Origin of the sequence: Bacillus cereus group sp. MYBK14-1 (genome assembly GCF_051916885.1) — a bacterium.
In the GTDB taxonomy this organism is placed as follows: domain Bacteria; phylum Bacillota; class Bacilli; order Bacillales; family Bacillaceae_G; genus Bacillus_A; species Bacillus_A cereus.
On sequence record NZ_JBQAHM010000002.1, the window covers coordinates 394425 to 420111 of the forward strand.

Below are 25687 nucleotides of genomic sequence, written 5' to 3' on the forward strand. Positions count from 1 at the left end.
AAAGGGGTTTTTAGATTTCTACAATATAATGATTTAGCATATGATGAAGAAATATGCTTATAAAAGATAGCCATACAGATACTCTCTGTACATGGCTATCTTTTATTTTTTCGGCACCAACAAAATCCCTAAACTAATAATACAAAAGCTCATTATTTGCTCTGCTGATAGACCAAACAGAACCGAATTTTGTTCACTAACAAGCGAAATAATAATATGAGCAAACCCCTCAATAATTAGAAAAACACTTATATTCTTTCCATTTCCGAGCCTTTCATTTTTCATCCATAACAAGCCCATTATACAAAGAGCAAGGATGATCTCATATACGAAAATAGGATGATATAAAAATTTAGATTCATATATATTCATTCCCCATGGTAGTGTCGTTTGTACACCTACTTCATGATGGAATAGAAAATAAAAGATAATGCACACACACAATCCAAAAGGGAGTACATCAAGTAAAATACGAAGCAAAAATTGTTCCTTTTTACTTTTCCAAACAATGTATACACTCGCAATTACGCATCCTACTACAATATGTTGTATACTTCCAATAGCTAATATTGCTTGCACTGGTGCCCCAAAAGCCCATACAGGATTTAAAATTGCTGGTGCAAACTTCCATACAAATACGATGATAAGAAAAGCATTTGTTACGGCATCCATCATTTTTTCATATGATACATTTTGATACTTCATCTTTCGTTTCATCAACATAAAACCAAATAGACTTCCAATTATAAGAGATATGGGTTGTAACCTCACAATCCACTCCATCGTCACCAAATCTCCTTTTAATTCTCAATCAATTTCTTAAATTTCTTTTCTAATTGATCTGGTGGTAATACACCTCGTACATGATCTACTATAATTCCATCTTTATTAACAAAAAATGTCGTCGGTAAAGAGAATACTTTATAATCTAGTCCAGCTACTCCGTCCATATCTAGTAGAACAGGAAACTCAAAACCATAACGATTAGCAAATGCGCTTGCTTCTTGTACTGGGTCACTAACAGTTGCATTCACCGCAAAAATTTCAACATCCTTTTTATATTTATCATACATATGAACTAAGTCAGGTGCCTCCATTTCACACGGCCCACACCATGATGCCCAAAAATTAATAATATACGGTTTTCCCTTTGCATCATTTAACGACTGTAACTTTCCGTCTAATCCTTTTAATGTGATGCTAGGTGCTTTAAAACCGACTTGTGGTAATACTTCTTTCTCCTGTAACTCTGCTTGCTTTGCTTTTCTTTCCTTTTCTTCTTTCTTTGAATTATAAAAGTTAACCCCCGCCCAAGCGAGAGCACCTACTAGTATAATAGCAATTAGTTTCTTCACTTTTCTTCCTCCTCATTTTTAAAAACCTGTAAATCCACCGAATAGACGAATAAAGAATGCTGTAATTTTCGTCATTTGATTTGTATACAATAAAATACCTGTTACAATCATCATTCCACCGCCAATTTTCATCATGACATTGGCATATGTAACAATCCATTTTACCTTCCCAATAAAGAATGCCATCACGAAAAATGGAACCGCAAACCCAAGAGTATACGCTGTAATATAAAGAAGCGCCCCTTCAGGATTCGTCGCGCCAAGCATGAGTACAGCTGAAAATATCGGTCCAACACATGGCGTCCAACCTGCTGCATATGTCATACCGACTAAAATCGAGCGAATATATCCAGTCGATTTACTTCTATACTGCACCTTTTTCTCTGCCATAAGCCACTTAGGCTGAAACAAGCCCGTCATAAATAGCCCCATTAAAACAATAAAAATCCCACCAATTTGTTGAATCAATTTTTGGTTAGATGAAAATGTTATTCCAATCCAGCTTACCGATAAACCTAACGCGTAAAATATAACCGAAAATCCGATCATAAAAAATACTGTATGTATAATCGCTGATTTTTGCATAATTCCACGATTTTCTTTTAAATCTTGGATAGACACACCGGTAATATAAGATAAATAAGATGGATATAGCGGTAAAGAGCACGGTGATATAAATGACAATACTCCCGCCCCAGCCACAAGCCAAATTGTTAAATCTGCTGCATTCATTTTATTCCCCCTTAAACACTACAATGAGTAGTGTTTATTCTTAAAAAAAGAGGCTATATGCACTCTCCGACAATAAGTACAACCGACATACAGAATAAACCTACTGTTACATATACCGAATTCGTATGTAACGGAATAGTAAGCTTAACAACCTTTTCATTTAACACTTGCTCGATTCGTAAATTTATTGCTGTTTTTGCAAATGAAGCTGTAACACATCGATTTTCCATTGTCTTTATTTTAATTAATTTTAATAACGCGCTACCTAACTCAAATGAAGATTCCATTTTTTGCATCGCATATTTATCAGCAGCTAGCTCCTGATACGTATGATATCGCTGTAACAACCCTTTTAATATCGGTATGTACATCATTCCTTCTGCTAATAGCGTAAAACAAAATAATTTTAGCGGATCCCAATTCTTTTGATGATATTCTTCATGGAAAATAATTGCATCTATTTCTTCATCTGAAAATGTTTGAAGCATCCCTTCTGACATGACAACTTTCGGACGAAATAGCCCAATTGTATATGCCGCAACTTCCGTAGTCGGCAATATATATATTTGTTTTCCTTTTCGGACGAAAGGGATAAGTACTTTTTGTAATTTTTTACTATAGAAAAATTGTCGCCAAATTCTTTTGCACACGATTAATACAGTAAGTAGTAATAATCCAGCGATTATAATACGAATCAGCGATAATTCTTTCATATGTTTTTCTAACTGGAACAAGCAAAAATTTGAAAGAAGGAACATCTTATTTTGAAACAGAAATGGATATGTAACGTAATACACTAACATACTGAAAAAGAGGATACTAACAATTACTGCTAACAATACGATTTTACGCATTTGCCATTTCATTTCATTAATCCTCTCTTTTTAACTGACTCAATTTGTCTTCTAACTTTTTTATTAAAGTCGGATCAGCCTGCTCTAACTCATCTAACATATGATTTACAACTAAATCTCCAAATTCCCCCATCAATTCCTGTGTCATTTTCTTCGTTTGATTGGATAAGAATTCTTCTTTTGTTTGTACAGCACGATATATACCACTTCTTTTCACAGTCTGTTTTTCTAAGTGTAATTTCTCTACTAACCTGTTCATAACTGTCATAACAGTGTTAAAATTCACAGGTGATTCTTCACTTAATTTCTGCTGCACTTCTTTAATAGTAATACCATCGCTAGACCAAACAATCTCCATAATTTTCGCTTCAAGCGGTCCAAAGAAATGATTTAACCCGTGCTCATTTAACTTATAGTTTTGAGTAAACATTGTACAACTCCTTTCACACTACGAATTGTAGTATAAATTAAATGAAAGGTCAAACGTAAATGATATATATGAAAATTAACTACCCATAAATACATAGGCTATTCCATTCATTTTAAACCTAATTTTTCTCCAAATGTATCAAAAAGATACTGCTCTAATATTTGTACACTAAACTTCTCATTACGTCCAAGTGCAAATAATTCCCGATCTTTCGCTACGATAGTATCTAACGGAATAGCTACATTATCCACTATTTTTGTAATTTCAATTATATTACTTTTTACATTTACTTCTGTTTTAAATTCAACGTTTTCTAACACTATATGTGAACGTCTTCCTGATGCAAAAAAAGTAAAATTAGGATTTTTAACAACGCCAATTTCAGTCTCTAACGCATATAAATAGTGAAAAATTACATCTCTGTGTCCATCTTTTATTATTTTTTCATCCTTCTCATCGTCTAAGTATTCTTTCAGCTTCGTTGTAAATTCAAATCGAAAATCCACTTTTTTCACGCTCCTTCTTTGTATTTCATATTAAATAAATATATTGAAATAATTTTAACATATTGTAATACAACTTCCTATTAAAAGTAAAAACTGTTTTAAAAAATCGCTATTATTTCCGATACCCTTTTAAAATATAAGTATAAATTCAATATGAATCAATACGTCATTATATCTATTTAAACATATTTTTTCCATATTTTGAAACATTAGTATGAAATATTATATATCAATGTATGGTTTCTAATGCATTGGTATATATAGTCAGCAGTTTCTTTACTATTCCGATATACTTAAGCTACATTTTCTAATTATTGATTACATTACGGAAGGAATGTAACTCTCTTCTATCGAATTTTTATATAACAAAAATAATTAGGTGGTGCTTTACTATGAAATTAGCTGTCATTGGTGGCGGTGATTTACAAGATTCAAATCACTTGCCTATTAATGAACGCCTTATAGAATTAACAAATAAACAGTACCCAAAAATATTGTTTATTCCAACGGCTAGTCATGATGATGAAAGCTATATAAAATTATTTTTAGACACTTTTGAAAAACAATTACATTGTGAAGTACAAATTTTACGTACTACAACAGATTCACCTTCAAAGTATGAAATAGACGAGATGATTCATTCAGCCGATTTAATTTATTTAGGTGGCGGGAACTATATTCACATGCTTACGCAATGGAAAGAACATAGACTCGATGAAAAATTATTATTGGCTCTGCAGCAAGGAACACTTATTGCTGGTTATAGCGCTGGTGCTATGTGTTGGTTCACGTCTAGTATCCGATCAGATTATGAAGGTTCTGGTTATATAGAGAGTAACGGATGGGGTATTGTTAATAAAAGATTTTGTCCACATTATAATCAATTAAACAGAATGAACGCCTTCCATTCCTTTTTACAAAATCATCAAGGGAATATAGAAGGAATTGCACTGGAGGATAATTGCGCTTTATATATTACAGAGGAATCCTTTGAGATTATCGGTGAACCGGAAAAAGCGTGGGAGTTTTATATGAGTGATAAAACACTCATTAGACAACATTTTGATATAACTTTAAAAAGCTATTTATAAACCTGAACTTACGAAAAAATGTCCCTAAGTCTAATAACTTAGGGACATTTTTCTATTTAACTAACTAATCGTGTAATTCGTTTCTTTTGCCATGAAAGCTTATAATATGCATACTGTAATATTAAGCTGACAATAAATGCTGCTGGATACCCGATCCAAATGCCTTCTATTCCAAGACTTGTATGGTAAGAAAGATAATATGCTACGGGTACTTCTACAAGCCAAATTGAAACAACTCCAATAACAGTTGGCCAAAGTACTGTACCGCTCGCTCGCATTGTTGCACTAATAATTTGTGCATGACCGAAAATTAAATAACTCCATAATGTAATCATAACTAAGCTATGAGCAATTTCAATTGTAGTTTGACTCGTTAAAAATAGTGATAAAATGTCTCTTGAGAATACGTAAATAAGAGATATTAACACACCACCGATGACGTAGTTCATAATAATTCCGGCCTTCACAACTTTCTGTAATCGATCAAATTGATTCGCACCAATCGATTGTGCCGCAAAAATGGAAACTGTAATACCAAGGCTAACTGCTGGCATTTGTACATAACTTGCAACTTGATTCACAACGCCGTAAGCAGCTGTTGCATCCGAACCGTAACGATTTACAAATGCGATTACGGCAATTTCAGATAATGAAACTAATATCATATTAATACTCGCTGGAATACCGAGCCTTAGTAATAGCTTTAATAACTCCCCATCCATTCGAAGGTATTTTCTAACCGTTCCATCTAGTTGTAATGGGTGATTTTTCTTCTTTAAATACACAAGCATGACAATAAACGTAATAACTGTAGATATAACAGATGCATAGGCCGCTCCATACACATCTAATTTCGGAGCTCCTAACCATCCAAAAATAAGAATCGGTAATAAGATCATATTTAGCGCTGTACTTACAATTAAAAAGTAAAATGGCGTTTTAGAATCTCCTGTACCTCTCATAAATGTTGTATATGCGAAATATAAAAATAATACTGGCATCGATATAAATAAAATCCGTGCATAATGTACACTTATTTCAATAATATTTTCTGGCGTTCCCATTAGACGCATAATATCCATCGCAAAAATACTGCCTATTATCGCCAACACAACTCCAATAATAAAGGTAAACGTCAACGTCGTACCAACGATAGCTTTTAAACGATCTTCGTTTTTAGCACCAAACGCCTGACCAATTAAAATAGAGCTTCCTGAACCGATACCAATTACAAATGAAACGAGCAAGAAAAATAATGGGAAGAATGCTGATATAGCCGCTAAATCATTAACTCCAAGCCATCTTCCTACTACTACCATACCAAATAATTGTCCAACTGATTGTAGTACATTACTTAATAATAACGGTACTAAAAACATCGACATCGATTTCCAAATCGGTTTACTCTCACTTTCCAACTTATGTGACTCCGCACCTTCTTTATTGTTATCTGCAGGTGGTTTCAAATTTCATTTCTCCTTTTATTAAACATCTATTTTCAATCTCTATCTCTTTGTATAGTTGTTATAATACTGTGCTTCTATTCATTTTCTTTTCGTATGATTATAACTTCACCCAATATTGACTTCCATCGGCTGTTCGATCTAAAAATCCATATTCGATTAAATATCTTCTTAAAGTTACAAAATCAGGGTATACATTTTCTATCACTGTATTTACTTCTTTTTCAGTATACTTTTTATTACTATCAAACTTCTTCACTAAATGGCGCAATATAATTAATTTACGCTTTTGTTTCTTCGGAAATTTAGAGAGAGGTCCATCTAATCCTTCTGTAAAATGAGCTTTTAATACTTCATCATTTTCTTCTTCCGTAATATTGTATCGATCATCCACCATCGTTGCTGTTCTATGAATTGGCACAAATTTCGTTTGTACTTTTGATTTTTCTTCTGATAATTCCATTAGCGCTAAAAATACTTTTGCTTGCTTCATTTTCTCTCGCAGTGTAAATCGATGATTACGAATTGTTGATGTACTTCCGCCATCCATCTCTTTTACAATTTCTTTATCATTCAGTCCCATATGGAAAAACTGAACCATTTTCTTTTGTAAATCCGTTAAACCAGTAAATTTCTTATCCATATTTAACAAATAATCAAACATAGACGTATGCTCATTTTGAATATGCAATTGGACGAACTTCTCTGCTTCATACAAAATTTGGTTATCTTGATAAATAACACCTTTAATAAATGTTTCACCACAAGCTAAGCAAATGTACTCCTCTTTTTCTTCATCAAACACATACCCTTTCTTTAATTCCTCTATTGACGCATCCCAAAACTTCTCTGAAATATCGCTCATACTAAACACTCCTTCAAAATGTTTATTTAAAACCAAACAAATCAATATATCGTTTATTATCACTTCATCATCTTATCACAACGCAAACAAACATTTCAACGTTTCGTTTGCCCATTTTATAAACTTTTATAAAAACATCTAACAAAAGGGTTTAATACAACGAAAAGCGAATATGTTTATACAAATTCATTTTATAGGATGTGAAATAGAACATAAATATTCTTCAAGACCCTTAGTTTACCGTTAAACAAATTGCACAGAATACATATGCGATTAGTGAATATGGAACTGGTATTCACTCATTCCAAAACTTCAGTATTCAATTTTAACTACAAAAAAGATGTTTTCGTATAAGAAAACATCCTTTACTTTTTATATATTCTATTTACAGTCTCTACTAAAACCTTACTTGCTTGTACAAATGTATGCTTTCGATTTCTATCTTCAACAAATTTATTAGCACAACTACTCATAATGATCATACAACTAATTATGACTAACGCTATCTTTCTATTCTTGTAAGTCACTTTATGCCACTCCACTATTACAAAACTTCTTTTGAATTTATCCCATCAAGAAATTTTACATGAATAATAAAACGCGCGAATATGCAATTCTGCATATTCACACGTTTTATCACAATGTTATGATTTAATTTAGTTAAAGAACAAGTATACCGAGGTGACTAAATTGAAATTTAAAGCGAAAAAAAATCCATTCCACGTCATTTTCATTACATTATTTATAATTATTTTTTTCGTTTCGTTATTCTTCCAAAATGAAAATTCTATTTTTTTCACTCTCATGATGCTATTAAATATCGTGAATCTTTCTTCATTCTATTTCTCTCACTACAACATAACGGAATCATCTCTTGTTGTAAAACACGGTTTCATTTTTCATACTGAAATTCCATTTGAAGATATTCGTCACGTTAAATACTCTGGTAAAAAACTTCATTCAAAAAAATGGACTAGACAACAATTAGAAATCCATTACAATTTATTTGACTCAGTGACCACTTTCGTACCACTAGAAGAAGAAAAATTCATTTCACTCTTAAAAGAGAACTGCCCACAGATGAAAGTAATGAATACGCCTGCTAACAAATAATATATTTTGAAGCTTGTAGTATTGCAAGTAGATGAAACATAAAAATGAACATCAAAAAAGCCAAGATTCTATACTAAGAACCTTGGCTTTCTCTATTACTCTTTTGGAGCAATCATTTTCTTTGGATCTACAATTTCATCAAATTGCTCTTCTGTTAGTAGCCCAGATTGCAATGCTGCTTCTTTTAAAGTTAACCCTTCTTTATGAGCATGCTTCGCAATTTTCGCTGCATTTTCATATCCGATATGTGGGTTTAGCGCTGTTACAAGCATTAGTGAACGATTCACATTTTCATTAATTACTTCTTCATCTGCTTCAATACCAACTGCACAATTGTCATTAAACGAAACAATTGCATCCGCTAATAAGTGAGCTGATTGTAAGAAGTTATAAGCAATAACAGGTTTAAATACATTTAACTCAAAGTTACCTTGGCTCGCAGCAAATCCGATTGTTGCATCATTCCCCATCACTTGCGCTACAACCATCGTTAATGCTTCACTTTGCGTTGGATTTACTTTCCCTGGCATAATAGAGCTTCCCGGTTCATTTGCTGGAATAATAATTTCTCCAAGACCACTACGTGGACCACTTGCAAGCCAACGTACATCGTTAGCGATTTTCATTAAATCCGCAGCTAATGCTTTTAATGCACCGTGAGTATATACAACTTCATCATGGCTCGTTAATGCATGGAACTTATTTGGTGCAGAAACAAATTGTTTACCTGTAAATTGACTAATTTCCTCTGATACCATCTCACCAAATTTAGGATGAGCATTGATACCTGTTCCAACCGCAGTTCCACCAATTGCTAACTCTTTCATATATGTATTGCTCTCTGCAATCATACGCTCTGTTTTTTCAAGCATACGGTGCCATCCGCTAATTTCTTGCCCTAAAGTTAACGGCGTTGCATCTTGTAAATGTGTACGACCAATTTTTATAATATGTTCAAATGCAGTTACTTTTTCTGCTAAAGTTTCTTTTAATTTCGTAATTGCTGGTAATACGTGATTTTCTACTGCGATTACACAAGCTACATGAAGCGCCGTTGGAAATGTATCATTTGAACTTTGTGACATGTTCACATCATCATTCGGATGAATATGTACGTCAGATCCCTTCTCTTTCAAAATTTGATTCCCACGATTTGCAATTACTTCATTCACATTCATGTTTGACTGTGTACCACTACCTGTTTGCCATACGACAAGCGGAAAATGTTCATTCCATTTCCCTGCAATCACTTCATCCGCAGCTTCTACAATTGCTTCTGCTTTTTCTTCTGATAGCTTTCCTAATTTTTGATTGCTAAGCGCTGCACTCTTCTTTAAAATTGCAAATGCTTTTACAATTTCAAGTGGCATTTGCTCTGTTCCAATTGGAAAGTTTTCTTTACTACGTTGTGTTTGTGCTGCCCATAATTTATCAGCTGGAACTTTTATTTCTCCTAATGTATCTCTTTCAATTCTGTACTCCATGTTTTCATCCCCTTGAAAATATAATACCTACATCTCTTATAATAACAGACTTTCTCTTAAATGATAAGAATTCTCACTCTTATATATAGATATTCTATATTTATTTTAAAAAATTCCTCTTGACCTAAACCTAAGTTTAGGCTGTATCCTTTCCATTGTAACCTACTATAACACTACTGGAGGAATTCAATATGAAAAAATATGCTTTTATAACAGGTGCAAATAAAGGAATTGGATATGAACTTGTTCGTCAATTAGCAGAAAAAGATTATCACGTATTTTTAGGTGCTCGTAATGAACAACTTGGACAACAAGCCGTAGAATCTTTAAATGTTTCAAACGTTTCCTATATTCAAGTAGATATTTCAAATTCACAATCCATTCAAGAAGCAATAAAGAAAATTTACGAAATGACTGACCACTTACATTTATTAATTAATAACGCAGGCATAGCGCTAGACTTCAATACACTACCTAGTGAATTAAATATTGAAACTTTACGCCAAGGATTTGAAGTTAATTTTTTTGGAACTTTCCAAATGATGCAAGCCTTTTTACCATTATTAAAGAATTCAAGCAACAGTAAAATCATAAATGTAACAACTGACATGGCCTCACTAACAATGTTTGCTAATGGTGAAACACATCCAATTAATACACTAGGATATAATTCTTCCAAAACAGCTATTAATGCTTTAACATTAGCTTTTAGTAAAGAATTTGCCACTAACGGTCCAGAAGTATTTGGGGTAACTCCTGGTTTTACAACTACGGATCTTAATGGAAATTCCCCTGGTGGCCATACAACCACTGAAAGTGCTAAAATTATTATTAAATATGCATTAAGTGAAACAAACTATAATGGTAAAATACTTAACAAAGATGGCATTATACCTTGGTAATAAAAGGATGAATGATATGTATTATACAATTGGGCAAGTCGCCAAAATGCAACATTTAACTATTTCTCAAATACGTTATTACGATAAACAAGGACTGTTTCCTTTTCTGCAAAGAAACGAAAAAGGAGATCGAGTTTTTGATGAAGAAGCACTGAAATATTTAGAAATGATTTTGTGTTTAAAAAACACCAGTATGCCAATTCAAAAAATAAAACAATTTATCGACTGGTCTATGGAAGGAGAATCTACCATCCTTCAAAGGTTAGCATTAATGAAACAACAGGAGACCAATGTCTTACAGCTCATGCAAGACACTGAAAAAAACTTAAAAAAGATACAACAAAAAATTGCTAAATATGAGAATGAAATAACTTCAGCAAATGCTATTAAAAAATAAAAAAATCACCTTCTACATATTGTGGAAGGTGATTTTTATTTTATGATGCTTGCTTTCCTTTATCTGCATCATCTACATACCAGATGAATTTGCCTGTATATCCGTAAATAACTGCTAAAATTAACGATACGAAGCTTAACCACATAAACGGAACGTATGAGAACGTTGCTACACCTAAAATACCAGCCATAAAAATACCATTATCAGACCATGGAACCATACCTGAAGTTAACGTTCCACCTACTTCTGAGTTACGCGCTAATACACGACGGTCTATTTTTAATTTATCATAGCTATCTTCCATAATTTTTGGTGTTAAAATTAGTGATACATACATCGCACAACCAAATATATTAGCTAAGAATGCCACGATTAATGTAGACAATGTTACATTACCTGCAGAATTTAATTTCTTCTCAAATTTTGATACGATTACTTTTAAAACACCTAGTTTTTCAAGTAATCCACCAAATCCTAAACCGAAAATAATAACGGCTACTGAGCCAAGCATGCCGTTAATTCCACCACGGTTTAATAACTTGTCAACAAACTCAACACCAGATTGAATTGAGAATCCGTTATAAGCTGTTCCAATCGCCTCTCCAAAGTTCATCCCTTGGAAAAGAGTTGCCCAAATTGCACCAATTAAAGCTCCCATTGCAATTGTTGGCATAGACGGTTTCTTCATCGCTAATAGAACGATAACAATGACCGCCGGAACAAGCATCCATATTTTAATATCAAATTGCTTTAATAAAGCTTCTTTTAAAAATTCTACTCGATTCAAATCTACATTATCGCCGCCATACATCCAACCAGCTACAGTAAACATAATACTAGTAATAATATAAGCCGGAACATCTAATACGAGCATAGCTCGAACGTGAGCAATAACATCTACTTTCGCCATAGAAGCTGCAAGAACTGTGCTATCAGAAAGTGGTGATAATTTGTCGCCGAAATAAGCTCCTGAAAGAACTGCACCAGCAACAAGCGGAAGTGGTAAACCAAGTCCTTCACCAATCGCCATCATAGCAATACCTGCTGTTCCCACTGTTCCCCAAGACGTTCCTGTTGCGATAGAAGTTATAGAACAAATAATTAATGTTGCTAATAGGAATATGCTAGGGTGAATAAATTCTAATCCATAATAGATTAATGTTGGTACTACCCCACCAGCAATCCACGTTCCAATTAAAGCACCTACTGCAACTAAAATCAGTATTGCTTCTAATCCGTTAGAAATCCCTTTCGTAATTGCATCTTGCAATTCTTGATAACGAAATCCTAATCTTAATCCAAGCGCAATTACTAAAAACCATGAAATAAATAGCGCTAATTGAATTGGGAGATCAAAAATCGTTTGGAAGGAAAAGACAACAGCAAGAAATAGTAATAAAAGAACTATGATTTCTAGCATCGATGGTAATCTTACACTTTTCATTTTTTTCTCTCCTTACAAGTCGATAACATGACGTATGTCGTCTTACATGTATGTAATATACAATTAGCGAAGACAAAACAAAATTTTCATATTATTTCGATTTATTTTTCCAGTATAATATATTCACAACCCTTTCTATTGTAAAAGTAGATTACGTTTTTCGCAATGAAAAATATAAAAAATGTTGTATTTTTATTTATCCCGATATTTTCGGCCAATAAGACCTCCGCCTTAAAATTCAGTAAGTGCAAAGCACTTGGGTAAGAAATTAACTACTGTAAAATTCCGAATCGATATGAACATATTAAAGCTTCACTTTATTTACAAGGAACAATCCCATACTAACTTTTTTAATATTTGCTGCAACAAAACTTTTTACAACTATCTTCACTTTTTAATTCACACCATTATTTTCTACGCAAAAAATAGGGCACACATCCTTAAAATGATGTATGCCCTATCTTTATTTATACATATTTTGTATTTCTTCTTTATTTTTAAGTATTTCCTCAAACTTATCACTACAACCCTTCGGAAATAACACTCCCAGTCCATATGAATGCGCAAATTGAAAATGAGGGCACTTCGCTTTTACCTCATCCCAAAACTTATACACGCCGAAATCACCACTTCTAACTTCAATATCATGAAATAATACAATACCGTTTTTCGCGACTTTCGGTAGCCATGTATTATAATCGTGAGAAACAGCTTCATACGTATGATAGCCATCAATATGCAACAGATTTATCGTTTCATCTTGAAACCGGTCTACAGCATCATCAAAAGTAGATCGAATTAAATTTCCTATATTAAGGTAGTTATCGCTCACTACTTTTTCTACTATTTGAAAAACCCCTTCTCCATATGGACCTGTATGCCCATCTCCAGCCCAAGTATCTACTGCAAAGCATTTAGTCGATAACCCTCCATCTTTTACTCCTTGACAAAAACTGAAGAAAGAAGCACCTAGATGTGTACCTAACTCAACTAAAGTTTCCGGTTTTTCAAATCGTACTAAGTCATATGCAAAATCTAAATGTCCACTCCACGCAGATTGTGACCGAATAATAGGACTAAATGTTTCAAATTCAAATGATGGTTTATGAGTAACCCAGTTCATCGCATAACTCCTTCTGCACATATTTTTAACAAACCAAATTACTCTTATCTTTATTTTTTTATTGCCATGATTATGATTCTATTTCATGAAAATATGAAGAATTTATTCTTTTCTATTGAGGTAAAGCATCATATACATATGGGTCAGTTGGCTTATTAATTTTCTCGATTTTGTTTACTTTTACAAGTGGAAAGACTGTTCCTTTATATGTCGTTTCATCTAATAATCCTGTTATTTTCACCCATGTTTCTTCTGGAATTTTTTCAATATTTTTCCCGGTAACAACCATCCCCCAGACTGATGCATCCGCAATACAACAAGTTATACCATATCGAGCCACTACTGCTTTATTACCCGTCACATCTTTATCCTTATATATAAACCCTAAGAATGTAATTTCTTTCCCTTTAAACCAATTGACATTTTGACCAATTACATTCATTGTTTGAACATAATCCTTATCCTTTACTTGTAGTTTACGCTGTCCTAACATACTTTTTACTACTTGCTCTTCCGTTTTATAAGTCGTTGATAAATTTGATGTTTCTTCTGGATCCACGGATACTTCTCGCCCATCAAAATTAGCCTGTTCCCCCTCTTTTTCATTCCTTTCCAGACTTCTCGACTGTACACTTTGATTCATACCCCTTTTTTCTGCTAAACTTCCATCAATTGTTACACTTCCAAAGAGAAAAGCACTAACTATCGGAACGACAAATAAAACATATACAAAGAAACTTTTTATCCCTGATTTTGATGTTGTATGATGTTTACAACAATTACAATCATGCTGTTTCTCTCTTCCATCTCCCCAAACTTGTACAGTACCAAAAATTAAAATTACTACAAAAGCTATATACGTAAATTTGATCATTTTTGGAGCGATAAAATTATAAATATTACCTGTTACAAGTAGTTTAAATAAGAGCATTGCTAAACCAATTAAAATAATGCCACGAATATAGCAATGATATGCCTTCTGCTCCTCTTTCCCCATTCTTTCTCACCTCCTATAACATTATGATTTGCAGGATGGTATACACAGATATAATGACAATTCCTATCAAAAAGAATACAAATCTCTTTTGAAAATATGCAAATAGCATTAACGTATTTTTCATATCAAGCATAGGCCCAAACACAAGAAATGCGAGAAGTGCCTTTACCGAGAAAACATGTCCAAAAGATGCCGCTATAAAAGCATCGGCTGCAGAGCAAATTGATAAAACATAACCAAATCCCATCATAATAAAGGGGGCAATTACTTCGTTATGTGCTACTGCATCCAGTACATTCCGATCAAAAAACGTTTGAAATACACTTGCTAAAAAAGCACCAATCAATAAATACTTACCAGTATCAAAAAACTCATCTACAATATGATTCATAACATCTTTCCAACTCTTTTTATTGCTTGTTTGAACTGAAACCTCTACATCTTTTAAAACATTTCTTTCGCGATAGCAATAATACACAATTAGACCTATGAATAGAGCAACTAAAATTGTTATCCCAAAGCGTGCATATACAACGTAATCATTTTTTGGAAACGCATATACAGTAGATAAAAGAACAACTGGATTCATAATGGGTGCACTCAGTAAAATAACAATGCCTACATGAAGTGGTAACCCCTTTTGAATGAGCCTTCTTACAATTGGTATAATGACACATTCACACATTGGAAAAAGAACTCCCACAAATACTGCCGGAATCATTGCAACAATCGGAGATTTCGGCATTACTTTTTGAATCATATCTTCCGTCACAAACACTTGAATACATGAAGAAACAATTACCCCTAATAAAATAAAGGGTATTGCTTCAAAAATGATACTTAAAAATACTGTATTCACATTCAACCATTCCTGTGGCATATTTTTGTGCAAATTTGCTAGACTTGTAAAATCTACAAAAAATAATAAAAAGAGAAACATAGCGATAAGAGCTATGCCTACTAATTCTTTTGAAACTCTATTAAAGACCAAGCTTCTCGCCTCCATTTTATTTATATGTAAACATGTGCTTGTCCAAATGCTCCATACTACAGCACAAATTTTATAGTCTATTTCTATTCTTAAATCGTAATCATTATGATTTATTCTTGATTTTTCTTTTCCTATCGTTTAACATAAAACGTAATCATTACGATTTAAAGGAGAGATCATTTCATGAAAAAAGTACCTATCACTGTATTAAGTGGTTTTTTAGGATCTGGAAAAACTACCTTACTACATCACATTTTGACTAATAAGAATAACTTAAAAGTAGCTGTCATCGTTAATGATATGAGCGAAGTAAACATTGATGCATCTCTTATAAAAAAGGGTGGTTTTTCACGTACGGAGGAAAAACTAGTAGAAATTCAAAATGGTTGTATTTGTTGTACACTACGAGAAGATTTAATGATAGAAGTGAATCGTCTTGTGGAAAATGGTGATATTGACTATATTATTATTGAATCTTCTGGTATAAGTGAGCCTATTCCAGTTGCTCAAACGTTTACTTATACAGACGAAGTTCTTAACATTGATTTAACGAAAAATTGTCGCCTCGATACGATGGTTACAGTTGTAGATGCAAACAGATTTTGGGATGATTTTGCAGATGGAGAAAGTTTATTAGACCGAAAACAAGCAATCGATGAGAATGATACCCGGGAAGTTATTGATTTATTAATAGATCAAATTGAGTTTGCAAACGTAATTATTCTTAATAAGATAGATTTGCTAGAAAAAGAAGATGTGATAGAGCTTCATCATTTACTAAAAAAATTAAATCCTAATGCAAAAGTTCTTGAATCTTCGTTTAGCAAAGTACCATTACAAGAAATTTTAAACACAAATCTATTTAATTATGAAGAAGCCAGTCAATCGGCCGGCTGGATACAAGAATTAAATAGTGACTATCATACACCGGAAACGGAAGAATACGGTATCAATTCCTTTGTTTACCGCCGCAAATATCCTTTCCATCCCGAGCGCCTTATGAATTGGCTAGAAAAATGGCCTTTAGATGTTGTAAGAGCGAAAGGATTCTTCTGGCTGGCATCTCGTAATAATATGATAGGGCTTCTATCTCAAGCAGGTTCCTCTATTACAATTCAGGGAGCCGGTGAATGGATAGCCGCATTACCTGAAACTGAAAGAAATCAAATGATTACAGAAGAACCAGAAGTATTGAAAAACTGGGATAAACAATATGGAGATCGAATAACCGAACTCGTATTTATCGGAATTGATATGAACCGTTCTTTAATTGAACAATCATTAGATAGTTGTCTATTAACAGAGAAAGAAATGCAACAAAAATGGAATACATTTATTGATCCTATCCCGGCTTTTACTTATACTTCATAATAATTAATAAAAGGCTTCAGTAGAATGAAGCCTTTTTACTTTATAGCACTCTTATTTAATAGGTTTGCTTTAATTATAAATACAATTGTACCTAAAACAATTAATATAGCATATACGATACCAACTACATCCCCTATTTTTTCTAAGCCAAGCGGTAATATTATAGTAGCAACTCCAACTATATAAGAAAATGCTCCTGAAAGCTTCGCTAATTTATTTTTATCTCCAACAAACGTTTCTTCTTGATATCCTACTAACAAAAACAACCTCTTTTTCACATGTATTTGATACCCTAAAAAAATGATAAGTAACCCAACAAATAAACAAACTAAAAATCCAGCTAACATATACTCCCCCTCCTCTACAATATTTTACTATACATAAAAAAATAAAATTAGAAATTTCAGTTTATTAACGAGTTATTCTGTGATATATTGCATATTGTATTCAATTTATATTTTTAGAAAGGAGAATTTTAAATCATATGGATTCAAATCGATTAAAAGGAATTATAATGGTCATAATCGGTGCTTGTTTATGGGGCTTGTCTGGTACAGCTGCACAACAGCTTTTTCAATATGACAATGTTTCAACCGAATGGTTAGTTACGATCCGTTTACTTATATCTGGAATTATTTTGCTCATTATTTCCTCATTCGGAACGAGAAAAAAAGAGATATTTGGCATTTGGAAACAAAAATCTGATGCTATTAAAATGATTTTGTTTGGTCTATTCGGTATGCTTGCTGTACAGTATACGTATTTCGCTTCAATTAAAGAGGGAAATGCTGCCGTGGCAACATTATTACAATATTTAGCTCCTATATTCATCACTGTATACTTACTTTTCAAATGGAACGTTCGTCCATCAAAAATTGATTTCATTTCAATTACCCTTTCATTAGCAGGCACTTTTCTCTTACTAACAAACGGGTCTGTTCATAACTTGGCTGTTTCTACACCAGCTATTATTTGGGGTATTTTATCTGGATTATCTCTCGCTTTTTATAGTTTATATTCAAAGGAATTGTTAGAAAAATGGTCTTCCTCCGTTATCGTTGGATGGGGCATGATTATTGGGGGTATTGGTGTAACGATTGTACACTTTATTTCTACAAACGAATTCATTTTATTATCAACTATGAAATATGTAAAACTAAGTACCCTACCGCTCATCACATTTGTCGTCATTTTCGGGACACTTATTGCCTTTTATTTATACTTAGACAGCATACGATACCTGACTCCGAAAGAAACAACATTATTTGGTTGCACAGAACCACTCGCAGCTATTATTTCTTCTGTACTTATATTGCACGTGCCATTTCAATCTTTTCAGTTATTAGGCGCTTTTTGTGTCATTGTAATGGTGCTCATCTTAAGCCAAAAGCCAGATGAAGGGAAACAAAAATTAAAGCTTGTTCATGCAAAAAAGGAAAATATACAATGAAAGGATTGAATTCACTATGCCTGTCCCTCAAAATTATAAAAAACCAGGAAGAATTTCAGCAAAATCACTCGTTTTAAATCAACTACAAAATTGGATTATTGAAGGTGTACTGAAGCCCAATGAAAAAATTAATGATGGGGAATTGGCTGAGGCACTAGGAGTAAGCAGAACACCTGTAAGAGAAGCACTTCAAATATTAGAGCTTTCTGGATTAGTGGAAATGGTACCAGGGCAAAAAACAAAAATTGCTCCTATTAAGTTAGACGACGTATCTATCATTTATGAAACGATGGCTGGTCTTCACTCTATTATAGGAAAGCAAGCTCTTCAAAACATTACAGACGCTGATATTCAACTACTTTCTGAAATAAATGATCATTTTCAGCACTCTATAGAGAAAAAAAACGCAAAACAAGCTTTAAAATTAGATATACAATTCCACAATACAATTTCTTCTATTGCTAAAAACCAATATATTGAACCCTTTCTAGAAAATATGCAACTTCACGTTTTACGTCTTGAATATTTGTTTTTCCAAAACTTTGTTCCAGCAAGTCAATCTATTGAAGAACATCACTCTATCATTCAAGCATTACAGAAGCAGGACGAAAAACAAATGGAACAAATAATGACCCAAAACTGGCTCCGTCCCATGAAAGAAATACAAAAAATAATTTCTACGAAATAAAAGGAGAGCTGGTTACACAAAATCGTAACCAGCTCTCCTTTGACTAATCTATATAGCTATGCCTGAACATTTGCATAATCTTCCATATCTTCGTACTCTTTTTCCAATTCCTCTAAAGACAGCTCGTATAATTGTCGGTCGCGAATCTTAAACACACCTGCTCCAATTAACTCATCAATTAAATGCCTCTTACGATTTTCAACAGCAAAACGGAGTTGACTACTCATCTTTTAAAAAACTCCTTTCTACGATCATTGAAAATGATAATCTTTATCAATTACCACTTTTGATTATAAAAGATGACTCTTTATAAGTAAAGTAATTTCATGAAATATTTACCTTGCAAAGTATTTGTGGCCACATTATATATATGTATGCCGTGCGAAAAATGTTATGACACTTTTTCTTATCCTTTTTCTTTCATACTTTGCAAGTTGTCTCATCGTGATGAAATTCACCATCTATTTCTACTTGAATGGTGACATGTTCTACATGAAATTTCTCCTTTAATACATACGTAGCCTCTTTTAATACACTTTGCGTTTCATTCCCTTTAATAATAAGATGACATGTTAATACTTGAAAATCTGATGTGACAGACCATATGTGCAAATCATGAACTTCTTTGACAATCGGAATATTTAATAACGTACTTTTTACCTCTTCAACATTTATGTGCTGTGGTGCACCTTCCATTAATATATGAACCGTATCACGTGTTACACGCCATCCACTAATAATGACTAAAATAGACACAAGAATACTAGCAATCGCATCTGCAGCAGTCCATCCGAAAAATTTAATAAGTAACGCAGCAATGATCGCTCCGACGGAACCCAATAGATGGCCTAGTACGTGCAGGAAAGCACTTCTTAAATTCAAATTACCTTTCACATCTCCGCCTCTCATTAATATCCAAGCTGATAAAATATTAATAAGCAGACCAAGGACTGCAATAATGAGCATCCCATTACTAGCAATCTCAACTGGTTCTTTAAAACGACGGATTGCTTCAATAAAAATGTATACCGAAATGACAATAAGAACGACACCGTTACATAATGCTGCTAACATTTCGACTCGCTTATACCCGTATGTTTTCGCAGTTGTTGCTGTTTTTTCTCCGAGCTTAAACGCAAGTAAACTTAAAGCTAAAGATACTGCATCACTTAGCATATGCCCCGCGTCAGATAGTAGTGCTAAGCTATTTGTTACAAATCCACCAACAACTTCTGCAATCATAAAACTTGTTGTTAGTAGGAAGGCAATTAGTAATGCCTTTTTATTTTTTGAATGACCATGATCATGCGAATGTCCCATACTTATACTCCTTTAAGTACAATATCTGTATGTTAGTATGAAACAAACTCCCCATCTTTATCCCGAATCAACTGATTGTAAACGCCCGCTTCCTCTGTATACACACTTCGCTACTTTTTAGACAATCCCTTTTTCTCAAATAAAAACAAGACTACTTCTTTTTTATTTCCATATTGTTTACTAATGAAAGACTTTTTAAGGAGGTTACTAAAATGAAACGTTTATTTCTCTGTATGGAACGTGAACTTGTTGTAGTGAAAGAACAATATGATAACTATGAAACGACTTACCACTTACAAAATATGCAACCTACCTGTATCGCTGTTGATCCGTTCCGCCCAAACCGTGTATATTGCGGAACATTCGGACGAGGTCTATGGTTAAGCGACGATAGCGGGGATTCATGGAGACCAATTGGAGATTCTTATCGTTACTTTGATTTCCCTAAAGAAGATGGTATTTTACACTCCTCTATCACTTCCATAACAATAAGCTCAAATGAACAAGTGAACGGATATGGGGTCGTTTATGTCGGCACAGAACCGAGCGCTTTATTTCGCTCTGAAAATGGTGGTGAAACGTGGACTGAACTTAAAAATATGAAATCATTATTATCTTCTTATACGTGGGCTTTCCCGCCTAGACCTTTTACCCATCACGTACGCTGGATTACAGTTGATCCAAACAACCCTAATACAATACACGTTTCAATCGAAGCTGGTGCTGTTATTCAAAGTAATGATAAAGGGCATACATGGATTGATAAAAAATTCGGTGCTCCTATCGATGCTCATCAATTACTTATGCACCCTGAAGCACCAAATCGTCTTTATGCATCATGTGGTGACGGATTTATGGGCGGACCTGATCGTGCTTATCTTGAAAGTTATAACAATGGAAACAGCTGGATCTCATGCAGTGAAGGACTTGAACATCATTATTTATACAGCCTGGCAATTGATCCAGCTGATTGCAATACGATTCTCGTTTCAGCTGCACCGAGTGCTGATCTGGCTCATCACCGTATCCCTTATGAATCTTATATTTATCGAAAAACGAAAGATACTCCGTTCCAGCAAGTACAACAAGGACTACCATCTGCAATCGGTACAGTCATTTCGATGTTTGCGACAAACAAGGCTGAACCACATACGTTTTACACGTTAAATAACAATGGCGTCTTTCAATCCAATGATAGCGGCGAATCGTGGGAACAACTAAACATTCCGTGGAAAGATGAATATAAAACGCAGCATCCGCATGCATTGCTCGTTACTAGTTCTTAACGAAAAAGAGACTGCCTAAATGGTTTTAGGCAGTCTCTCTTTTATTTCTTTAAATCAATGACAATATCATCTAACACAATATCTTGACTCTTCGCTTCTTTTTTCGGCACTTCTATTTTCTTCTCTTTCCCATTCACATACTCTACTCCACCATGATTTTCAGGTGTATGTACTCGCAAGTGCACACGAGGTGTAACGATAAGCTTTGTTGCATTTTCGTTTAACTTTTGGAATGTAGAACTCCAACTACTTTTGTGCGGTTCTGCTACTGTACTACTTCCACCATTGCCTTGACCTGCATATCGATTTCCCAAATTATCTTTTATTTCTAATTCCACATCAGCGCTATCCCATATACTTCTTAACGCCTTAGATTCTTCTTGATTATAAAAAACGATAAAGGACATCGAGGTTACTTCCATTTTGTCTATATTTACTTTTATTAATTTATTTTCAGAACTTCCTTTAAGTTTCACTTCTTTACTGTCCATCGCATTTAAAGAAAGCGCAAAATTCCAGTTCCCTTTAATTGATTGTGTTCCATCTACTGTTTCTATCTTATCTATCTCCCACTTGACATTTGCAGCATCCATTTTTATACCATCAACATCAGTTGCTGTACTCATACCTACGTATTTCTTGTCATCCACTTTTGTAATTTTAGAACTACCAGTCGTACCATTAAATCCGGCAATTTGTAAAAATTCTATTACATTTGGATTTTCTCCTAAATCCTTATCACTTTCAATAGAATATGTTATCGTTACAGTTCTTCCATTAAAAACAGCATCATTGAGTGTAACCTTAACTCCATTACTCTCTCTCGTCATATTCAACTCAGTTGAAAATTCTTTATAATTTTCATATAACCCTGTTCTACCATTATCTAATAATCGGAATATGTCACCGACAATTGGCAATCCCCCCGCATATGTAGGAAATCCGATACCGAGTGTTGCAACTGATAATCCTACTAAAATAGATGCAGCAGCCACACCTTTTTTCCAACTTTTCATCTTTTTCTTCGTACGTATCGATTGTTTTACATTTCGTTTTACTTTTTCCTTTTCAATTTCAGAAGCCTCAATTTCTTCTAGTTCTTTTTCGTCTATATCAATATCATTTAATAGTTCATAAATGTCTTTCATATTGCACTACCTCCAAAACTAATATTCGTAGCATTTTGTTGTAGTTTCTTTTTCCCACGGTACACTCGATTATCAATTGCTGCCCGAGTTAATCCTAACTTGTCACCTATTTCCTCTGTCTTCATACCAAGTAAATATTTCATAATGAACACCTTTTGATCTAGCGGTTCTAATTGATTAATGAGCTTCAATAATTCTTCCCTATCTTCCATAACGATTAATTCGTCTTCTGCTGATTTTTCTGTACTGATATGAAACTCATCTGAAATGATTTCTACCGTTTTAGTCGATTTCCGGTAATAATCAATTGCTTTAAACTTTGCAATCGCTGCAATCCACTTTTTAAAATCACTCGGCTCTCCATGAAATTTATTTGCGTTATTCCAAATGGAAAGAAATATATCGTTTATACATTCCTCTATGAGTCCATCATTTTGAATGGGAAGTAGAACTTTATGCGTGATCCCCTTTATGAGTGGTAAGTATGTATCGACAACAAATTCTAACGCGTCTTCTTTTTGCCGCTGTAATCTTTTTATAAAATTTTTCTCATTTGATTTCATGTAGCGATTCCCCTTATTGTTTTGTAAAAGCTTTTACACCCTATATAACGTCTGAGAAAATTTTTTCTCTCATCTTTTTATTTTTTGTATGTAATGGAATACTTTCCCTTAGCCATTGTCTCACATAACTATGCGTTCAAAGAAAATTTTCTCAAGTCTGTAATTTAATTCATGTAGTACACTATTTATATAGTCACTTTTTAACTTAGTGTACATTTTATTTCGTTAATCTACTATTTTAATTTAGGAGATGAGATGTGTATGTGTGGAATTACAGGTTGGGTAGATTGGAAGGAAGACCTTTCAAATCAACATGTTATTTTAAAAAAGATGGCAAATAGTATTGAGCATCGTGGTCCAGATGCTGAAGGATTTTGGTTTTCACCTCATGCGGCCTTTGCACACCGGCGTTTAATTGTAATTGATCCAGAAGGCGGGACACAGCCGAAGACATTCCGTGCTGGTGATTATACGTATGCTCTTACCTATAATGGAGAAATTTATAATTTCCGTGAACTTAAAGAGCAGCTTCAAAAATGTGGGCATGCATTTGAAACCCATTCAGATACAGAAGTATTACTACATGCTTATTTAGAATGGAAAGAAGACTGCGTGCGATATTTAAACGGAATTTTCGCTTTTGCCTTATGGGATGTTCAGAAGCAACAATTGTTTTTAGCACGAGATCATTTAGGTGTAAAACCACTCTTTTACACAGAAAGAAATCACAGTATTATTTTCGGCTCTGAAATTAAAGCATTATTAGCGCATCCATCTGTCCCTGCTGAACTTGATGCGGGTGGAATAAATGAAATATTTGGATTAGGCTTATTTCGCACTCCAGGATGTGGCGTCTTTAAACATATTAAAGAAGTACGTGCTGGACATTCTATAACATTTACACGTCATAAAAAAGTAGTTACGAAGTATTGGAATTTAGAAAGTAAGTTCCATACAGACTCTATAGAAGATACATCTTCGCATATTTTATCTATTTTACAAGATACAGTAAAAAGACAATTAATTGCCGATGTTCCTCTCGTTTGTATGTTATCAGGCGGATTAGACTCTAGCGGTATTACTGCACTTGCGGGTAAAGAATTTGCTGCGGAAAATAAAACACTTCATACGTATTCCGTTGACTTTGTAAATAGTGCAAAAGATTTCGAGCTGACATTTGCTCGCACTGGTTTAGACGCTCCTTGGGTAAAACGCGTTTCTGAACATGTAGGGACAGCGCATCATGATATTATTGTGAATGCTGAAGAATTAGCAAATCACTTATTCGTTCCCCTTCATGCGAAAGATTTACCGAGTGCTGGTGAAATGGAAACTTCACTATATTTACTATTTTGCGAAATGAAAAAAGATGCGACCGTAGCTTTATCCGGTGAATCGGCTGATGAAGTATTCGGTGGATACCCTTGGTTTCATCAAGAAGAATTACTATATGTAGATAAGTTTCCTTGGCTAACAAATTGGAAAAATACATCTCCTCTTCTACTAAATGAAGTAAGTAACCAATGTAATCTAGAAAACTATATTGATACACGATTCCAAGAAGCGATACTTGAAGTACCTACTCTTGAAGGGGAAAGTAAAAAATCCGCGAAACAACGCCAAATGTTTTATTTATTTTTAACACGATTCCTTCCTTTCTTACTTGACCGTAAAGATCGTATGAGTATGGCTGTTGGATTTGAAGTTCGTGTACCGTTTTGCGATTATAGATTAGTTGAATATTTATGGAATGTTCCTTTCAACATAAAAAGTATTGATAATATTGAAAAAGGCATTTTACGTAGAGCACTACAACCAGCTTTACCTGACGATGTACGTAATAGAAGAAAAAGCGCTTATCCAACTTCACAAGATCCACACTACTTACAAACAATCCGTAATTTAACACTTGATATGTGTAGCAATAAAAACAATCCTATTTTCTCACTTATTAACCATTCCATCTTACTTTCAATTGCTGATCAAAGTAATAAAGAGATTAACAATTTTGAAGCAAGAAGTGCCATGGAGTATATGCTACAAGTAAATGAATGGTTAAAAACATATCACATCCATATTGCTTAACAAAAAGGAGTTCAAGGATAAAAACCTTG

General features: G+C 33.7%; 27 protein-coding genes. 9 read left to right on the forward strand and 18 right to left on the reverse strand.

Annotated elements, in window-relative coordinates:
• Positions 1–102: 102 nt before the first annotated feature.
• The 6 genes from ACTFR3_RS07965 to ACTFR3_RS07990 form a co-directional block, all read right to left on the reverse strand.
• A complete protein-coding gene (locus tag ACTFR3_RS07965) occupies positions 103–783 on the reverse strand; it encodes a prolipoprotein diacylglyceryl transferase family protein (protein WP_000454844.1) in 681 nt (226 codons plus the stop codon).
• 17 nt (positions 784–800) lie between these two features.
• A complete protein-coding gene (locus ACTFR3_RS07970) occupies positions 801–1355 on the reverse strand; it encodes a TlpA family protein disulfide reductase (RefSeq protein ID WP_000733176.1) in 555 nt (184 codons plus the stop codon).
• An 18-nt stretch (positions 1356–1373) separates the two neighbouring features.
• Positions 1374–2087, reverse strand: a complete 714-nt coding sequence (ccdA, locus tag ACTFR3_RS07975) for a cytochrome c-type biogenesis protein CcdA (protein WP_000990443.1) — start codon at positions 2085–2087, stop codon at positions 1374–1376.
• 53 nt (positions 2088–2140) lie between these two features.
• A complete protein-coding gene (locus ACTFR3_RS07980) occupies positions 2141–2953 on the reverse strand; it encodes a M56 family metallopeptidase (RefSeq protein ID WP_000871937.1) in 813 nt (270 codons plus the stop codon).
• 4 nt (positions 2954–2957) lie between these two features.
• A complete protein-coding gene (locus ACTFR3_RS07985; RefSeq protein ID WP_000495053.1) occupies positions 2958–3371 on the reverse strand; it encodes a BlaI/MecI/CopY family transcriptional regulator in 414 nt (137 codons plus the stop codon).
• Positions 3372–3478: 107 nt separating this feature from the next.
• A complete protein-coding gene (locus tag ACTFR3_RS07990) occupies positions 3479–3877 on the reverse strand; it encodes a DUF3942 family protein (protein WP_000347525.1) in 399 nt (132 codons plus the stop codon).
• A gap of 392 nt (positions 3878–4269) precedes the next feature.
• On the opposite strand from ACTFR3_RS07990, the gene ACTFR3_RS07995 reads away from it, so the two are divergent.
• Positions 4270–4968 (forward strand): peptidase E, encoded by a 699-nt coding sequence (locus ACTFR3_RS07995; protein WP_000762116.1) that lies wholly within the window; start codon positions 4270–4272, stop codon positions 4966–4968.
• Positions 4969–5024: 56 nt separating this feature from the next.
• On the opposite strand, the gene ACTFR3_RS08000 is transcribed toward ACTFR3_RS07995, so the two are convergent.
• Positions 5025–6434 (reverse strand): MATE family efflux transporter, encoded by a 1410-nt coding sequence (locus ACTFR3_RS08000; RefSeq protein WP_000804124.1) that lies wholly within the window; start codon positions 6432–6434, stop codon positions 5025–5027.
• A 97-nt stretch (positions 6435–6531) separates the two neighbouring features.
• Positions 6532–7296, reverse strand: coding sequence for a DUF2087 domain-containing protein (locus ACTFR3_RS08005; RefSeq protein WP_001280271.1), 765 nt, complete (start codon positions 7294–7296; stop codon positions 6532–6534).
• A gap of 690 nt (positions 7297–7986) precedes the next feature.
• Here ACTFR3_RS08005 and ACTFR3_RS08010 point away from each other — a divergent pair.
• On the forward strand, positions 7987–8409 hold the full coding sequence (locus ACTFR3_RS08010) for a PH domain-containing protein (RefSeq protein ID WP_000669069.1): 423 nt from the start codon (positions 7987–7989) through the stop codon (positions 8407–8409).
• Positions 8410–8504: 95 nt separating this feature from the next.
• Here ACTFR3_RS08010 and fumC read toward each other — a convergent pair whose 3' ends face one another.
• Entirely contained in the window at positions 8505–9893 is a 1389-nt protein-coding gene (gene fumC, locus ACTFR3_RS08015) for a class II fumarate hydratase (RefSeq protein WP_000456608.1), read from the reverse strand.
• A gap of 191 nt (positions 9894–10084) precedes the next feature.
• On the opposite strand from fumC, the gene ACTFR3_RS08020 reads away from it, so the two are divergent.
• A complete protein-coding gene (locus tag ACTFR3_RS08020) occupies positions 10085–10795 on the forward strand; it encodes an SDR family NAD(P)-dependent oxidoreductase (RefSeq protein ID WP_000759544.1) in 711 nt (236 codons plus the stop codon).
• 16 nt (positions 10796–10811) lie between these two features.
• On the forward strand, positions 10812–11192 hold the full coding sequence (locus tag ACTFR3_RS08025; RefSeq protein ID WP_000291863.1) for a MerR family transcriptional regulator: 381 nt from the start codon (positions 10812–10814) through the stop codon (positions 11190–11192).
• A gap of 40 nt (positions 11193–11232) precedes the next feature.
• Here ACTFR3_RS08025 and nhaC read toward each other — a convergent pair whose 3' ends face one another.
• The 4 genes from nhaC to ACTFR3_RS08045 all read right to left on the reverse strand — a co-directional run bounded on the left by nhaC (position 11233) and on the right by ACTFR3_RS08045 (position 15762).
• Positions 11233–12636 (reverse strand): Na+/H+ antiporter NhaC, encoded by a 1404-nt coding sequence (gene nhaC, locus ACTFR3_RS08030; RefSeq protein WP_000843992.1) that lies wholly within the window; start codon positions 12634–12636, stop codon positions 11233–11235.
• A 463-nt stretch (positions 12637–13099) separates the two neighbouring features.
• Entirely contained in the window at positions 13100–13759 is a 660-nt protein-coding gene (locus ACTFR3_RS08035) for a class I SAM-dependent methyltransferase (protein WP_001104669.1), read from the reverse strand.
• Positions 13760–13871: 112 nt separating this feature from the next.
• Positions 13872–14756 carry a TIGR03943 family putative permease subunit gene (locus ACTFR3_RS08040; protein ID WP_440044338.1) on the reverse strand — a complete coding sequence of 295 codons (885 nt, stop codon included), beginning with the start codon at positions 14754–14756 and terminating at the stop codon, positions 13872–13874.
• Between the two features lie 13 nt (positions 14757–14769).
• Positions 14770–15762, reverse strand: coding sequence for a permease (locus tag ACTFR3_RS08045; protein WP_171053853.1), 993 nt, complete (start codon positions 15760–15762; stop codon positions 14770–14772).
• Positions 15763–15930: 168 nt separating this feature from the next.
• Here ACTFR3_RS08045 and ACTFR3_RS08050 point away from each other — a divergent pair, with 168 nt between their 5' ends.
• Positions 15931–17118, forward strand: a complete 1188-nt coding sequence (locus tag ACTFR3_RS08050; protein ID WP_440044339.1) for a GTP-binding protein — start codon at positions 15931–15933, stop codon at positions 17116–17118.
• A gap of 35 nt (positions 17119–17153) precedes the next feature.
• Here ACTFR3_RS08050 and ACTFR3_RS08055 read toward each other — a convergent pair whose 3' ends face one another.
• The gene (locus ACTFR3_RS08055; RefSeq protein ID WP_065381969.1) at positions 17154–17465 is read right to left on the reverse strand and encodes a DUF3784 domain-containing protein; all 312 of its coding nucleotides are present in this window, start codon (positions 17463–17465) and stop codon (positions 17154–17156) included.
• 137 nt (positions 17466–17602) lie between these two features.
• Between ACTFR3_RS08055 and ACTFR3_RS08060 the strand changes: the two genes are divergently transcribed.
• Both ACTFR3_RS08060 and ACTFR3_RS08065 read left to right on the forward strand, forming a co-directional pair.
• Positions 17603–18568, forward strand: a complete 966-nt coding sequence (locus tag ACTFR3_RS08060) for a DMT family transporter (RefSeq protein WP_033696015.1) — start codon at positions 17603–17605, stop codon at positions 18566–18568.
• 16 nt (positions 18569–18584) lie between these two features.
• The gene (locus ACTFR3_RS08065; RefSeq protein ID WP_088338813.1) at positions 18585–19256 is read left to right on the forward strand and encodes a GntR family transcriptional regulator; all 672 of its coding nucleotides are present in this window, start codon (positions 18585–18587) and stop codon (positions 19254–19256) included.
• A 56-nt stretch (positions 19257–19312) separates the two neighbouring features.
• On the opposite strand, the gene fbpA is transcribed toward ACTFR3_RS08065, so the two are convergent.
• Both fbpA and ACTFR3_RS08075 read right to left on the reverse strand, forming a co-directional pair.
• Positions 19313–19483 (reverse strand): Fur-regulated basic protein FbpA, encoded by a 171-nt coding sequence (gene fbpA, locus ACTFR3_RS08070; protein WP_000098303.1) that lies wholly within the window; start codon positions 19481–19483, stop codon positions 19313–19315.
• 193 nt (positions 19484–19676) lie between these two features.
• Positions 19677–20576, reverse strand: a complete 900-nt coding sequence (locus ACTFR3_RS08075; protein WP_440044340.1) for a cation diffusion facilitator family transporter — start codon at positions 20574–20576, stop codon at positions 19677–19679.
• Between the two features lie 212 nt (positions 20577–20788).
• Here ACTFR3_RS08075 and ACTFR3_RS08080 point away from each other — a divergent pair, with 212 nt between their 5' ends.
• A complete protein-coding gene (locus ACTFR3_RS08080) occupies positions 20789–21862 on the forward strand; it encodes a WD40/YVTN/BNR-like repeat-containing protein (RefSeq protein ID WP_440044341.1) in 1074 nt (357 codons plus the stop codon).
• A gap of 41 nt (positions 21863–21903) precedes the next feature.
• On the opposite strand, the gene ACTFR3_RS08085 is transcribed toward ACTFR3_RS08080, so the two are convergent.
• Positions 21904–23010, reverse strand: coding sequence for a DUF4179 domain-containing protein (locus ACTFR3_RS08085; RefSeq protein WP_440044342.1), 1107 nt, complete (start codon positions 23008–23010; stop codon positions 21904–21906).
• The gene (locus ACTFR3_RS08090; protein WP_000840007.1) at positions 23007–23573 is read right to left on the reverse strand and encodes a sigma-70 family RNA polymerase sigma factor; all 567 of its coding nucleotides are present in this window, start codon (positions 23571–23573) and stop codon (positions 23007–23009) included. Before ACTFR3_RS08090 ends, ACTFR3_RS08085 begins: the two co-directional genes overlap by 4 nt.
• Before the next feature lie 261 nt (positions 23574–23834).
• Here ACTFR3_RS08090 and asnB point away from each other — a divergent pair, with 261 nt between their 5' ends.
• Entirely contained in the window at positions 23835–25658 is a 1824-nt protein-coding gene (gene asnB, locus ACTFR3_RS08095; RefSeq protein ID WP_440044343.1) for an asparagine synthase (glutamine-hydrolyzing), read from the forward strand.
• The last annotated feature ends 29 nt before the right edge of the window (positions 25659–25687 follow it).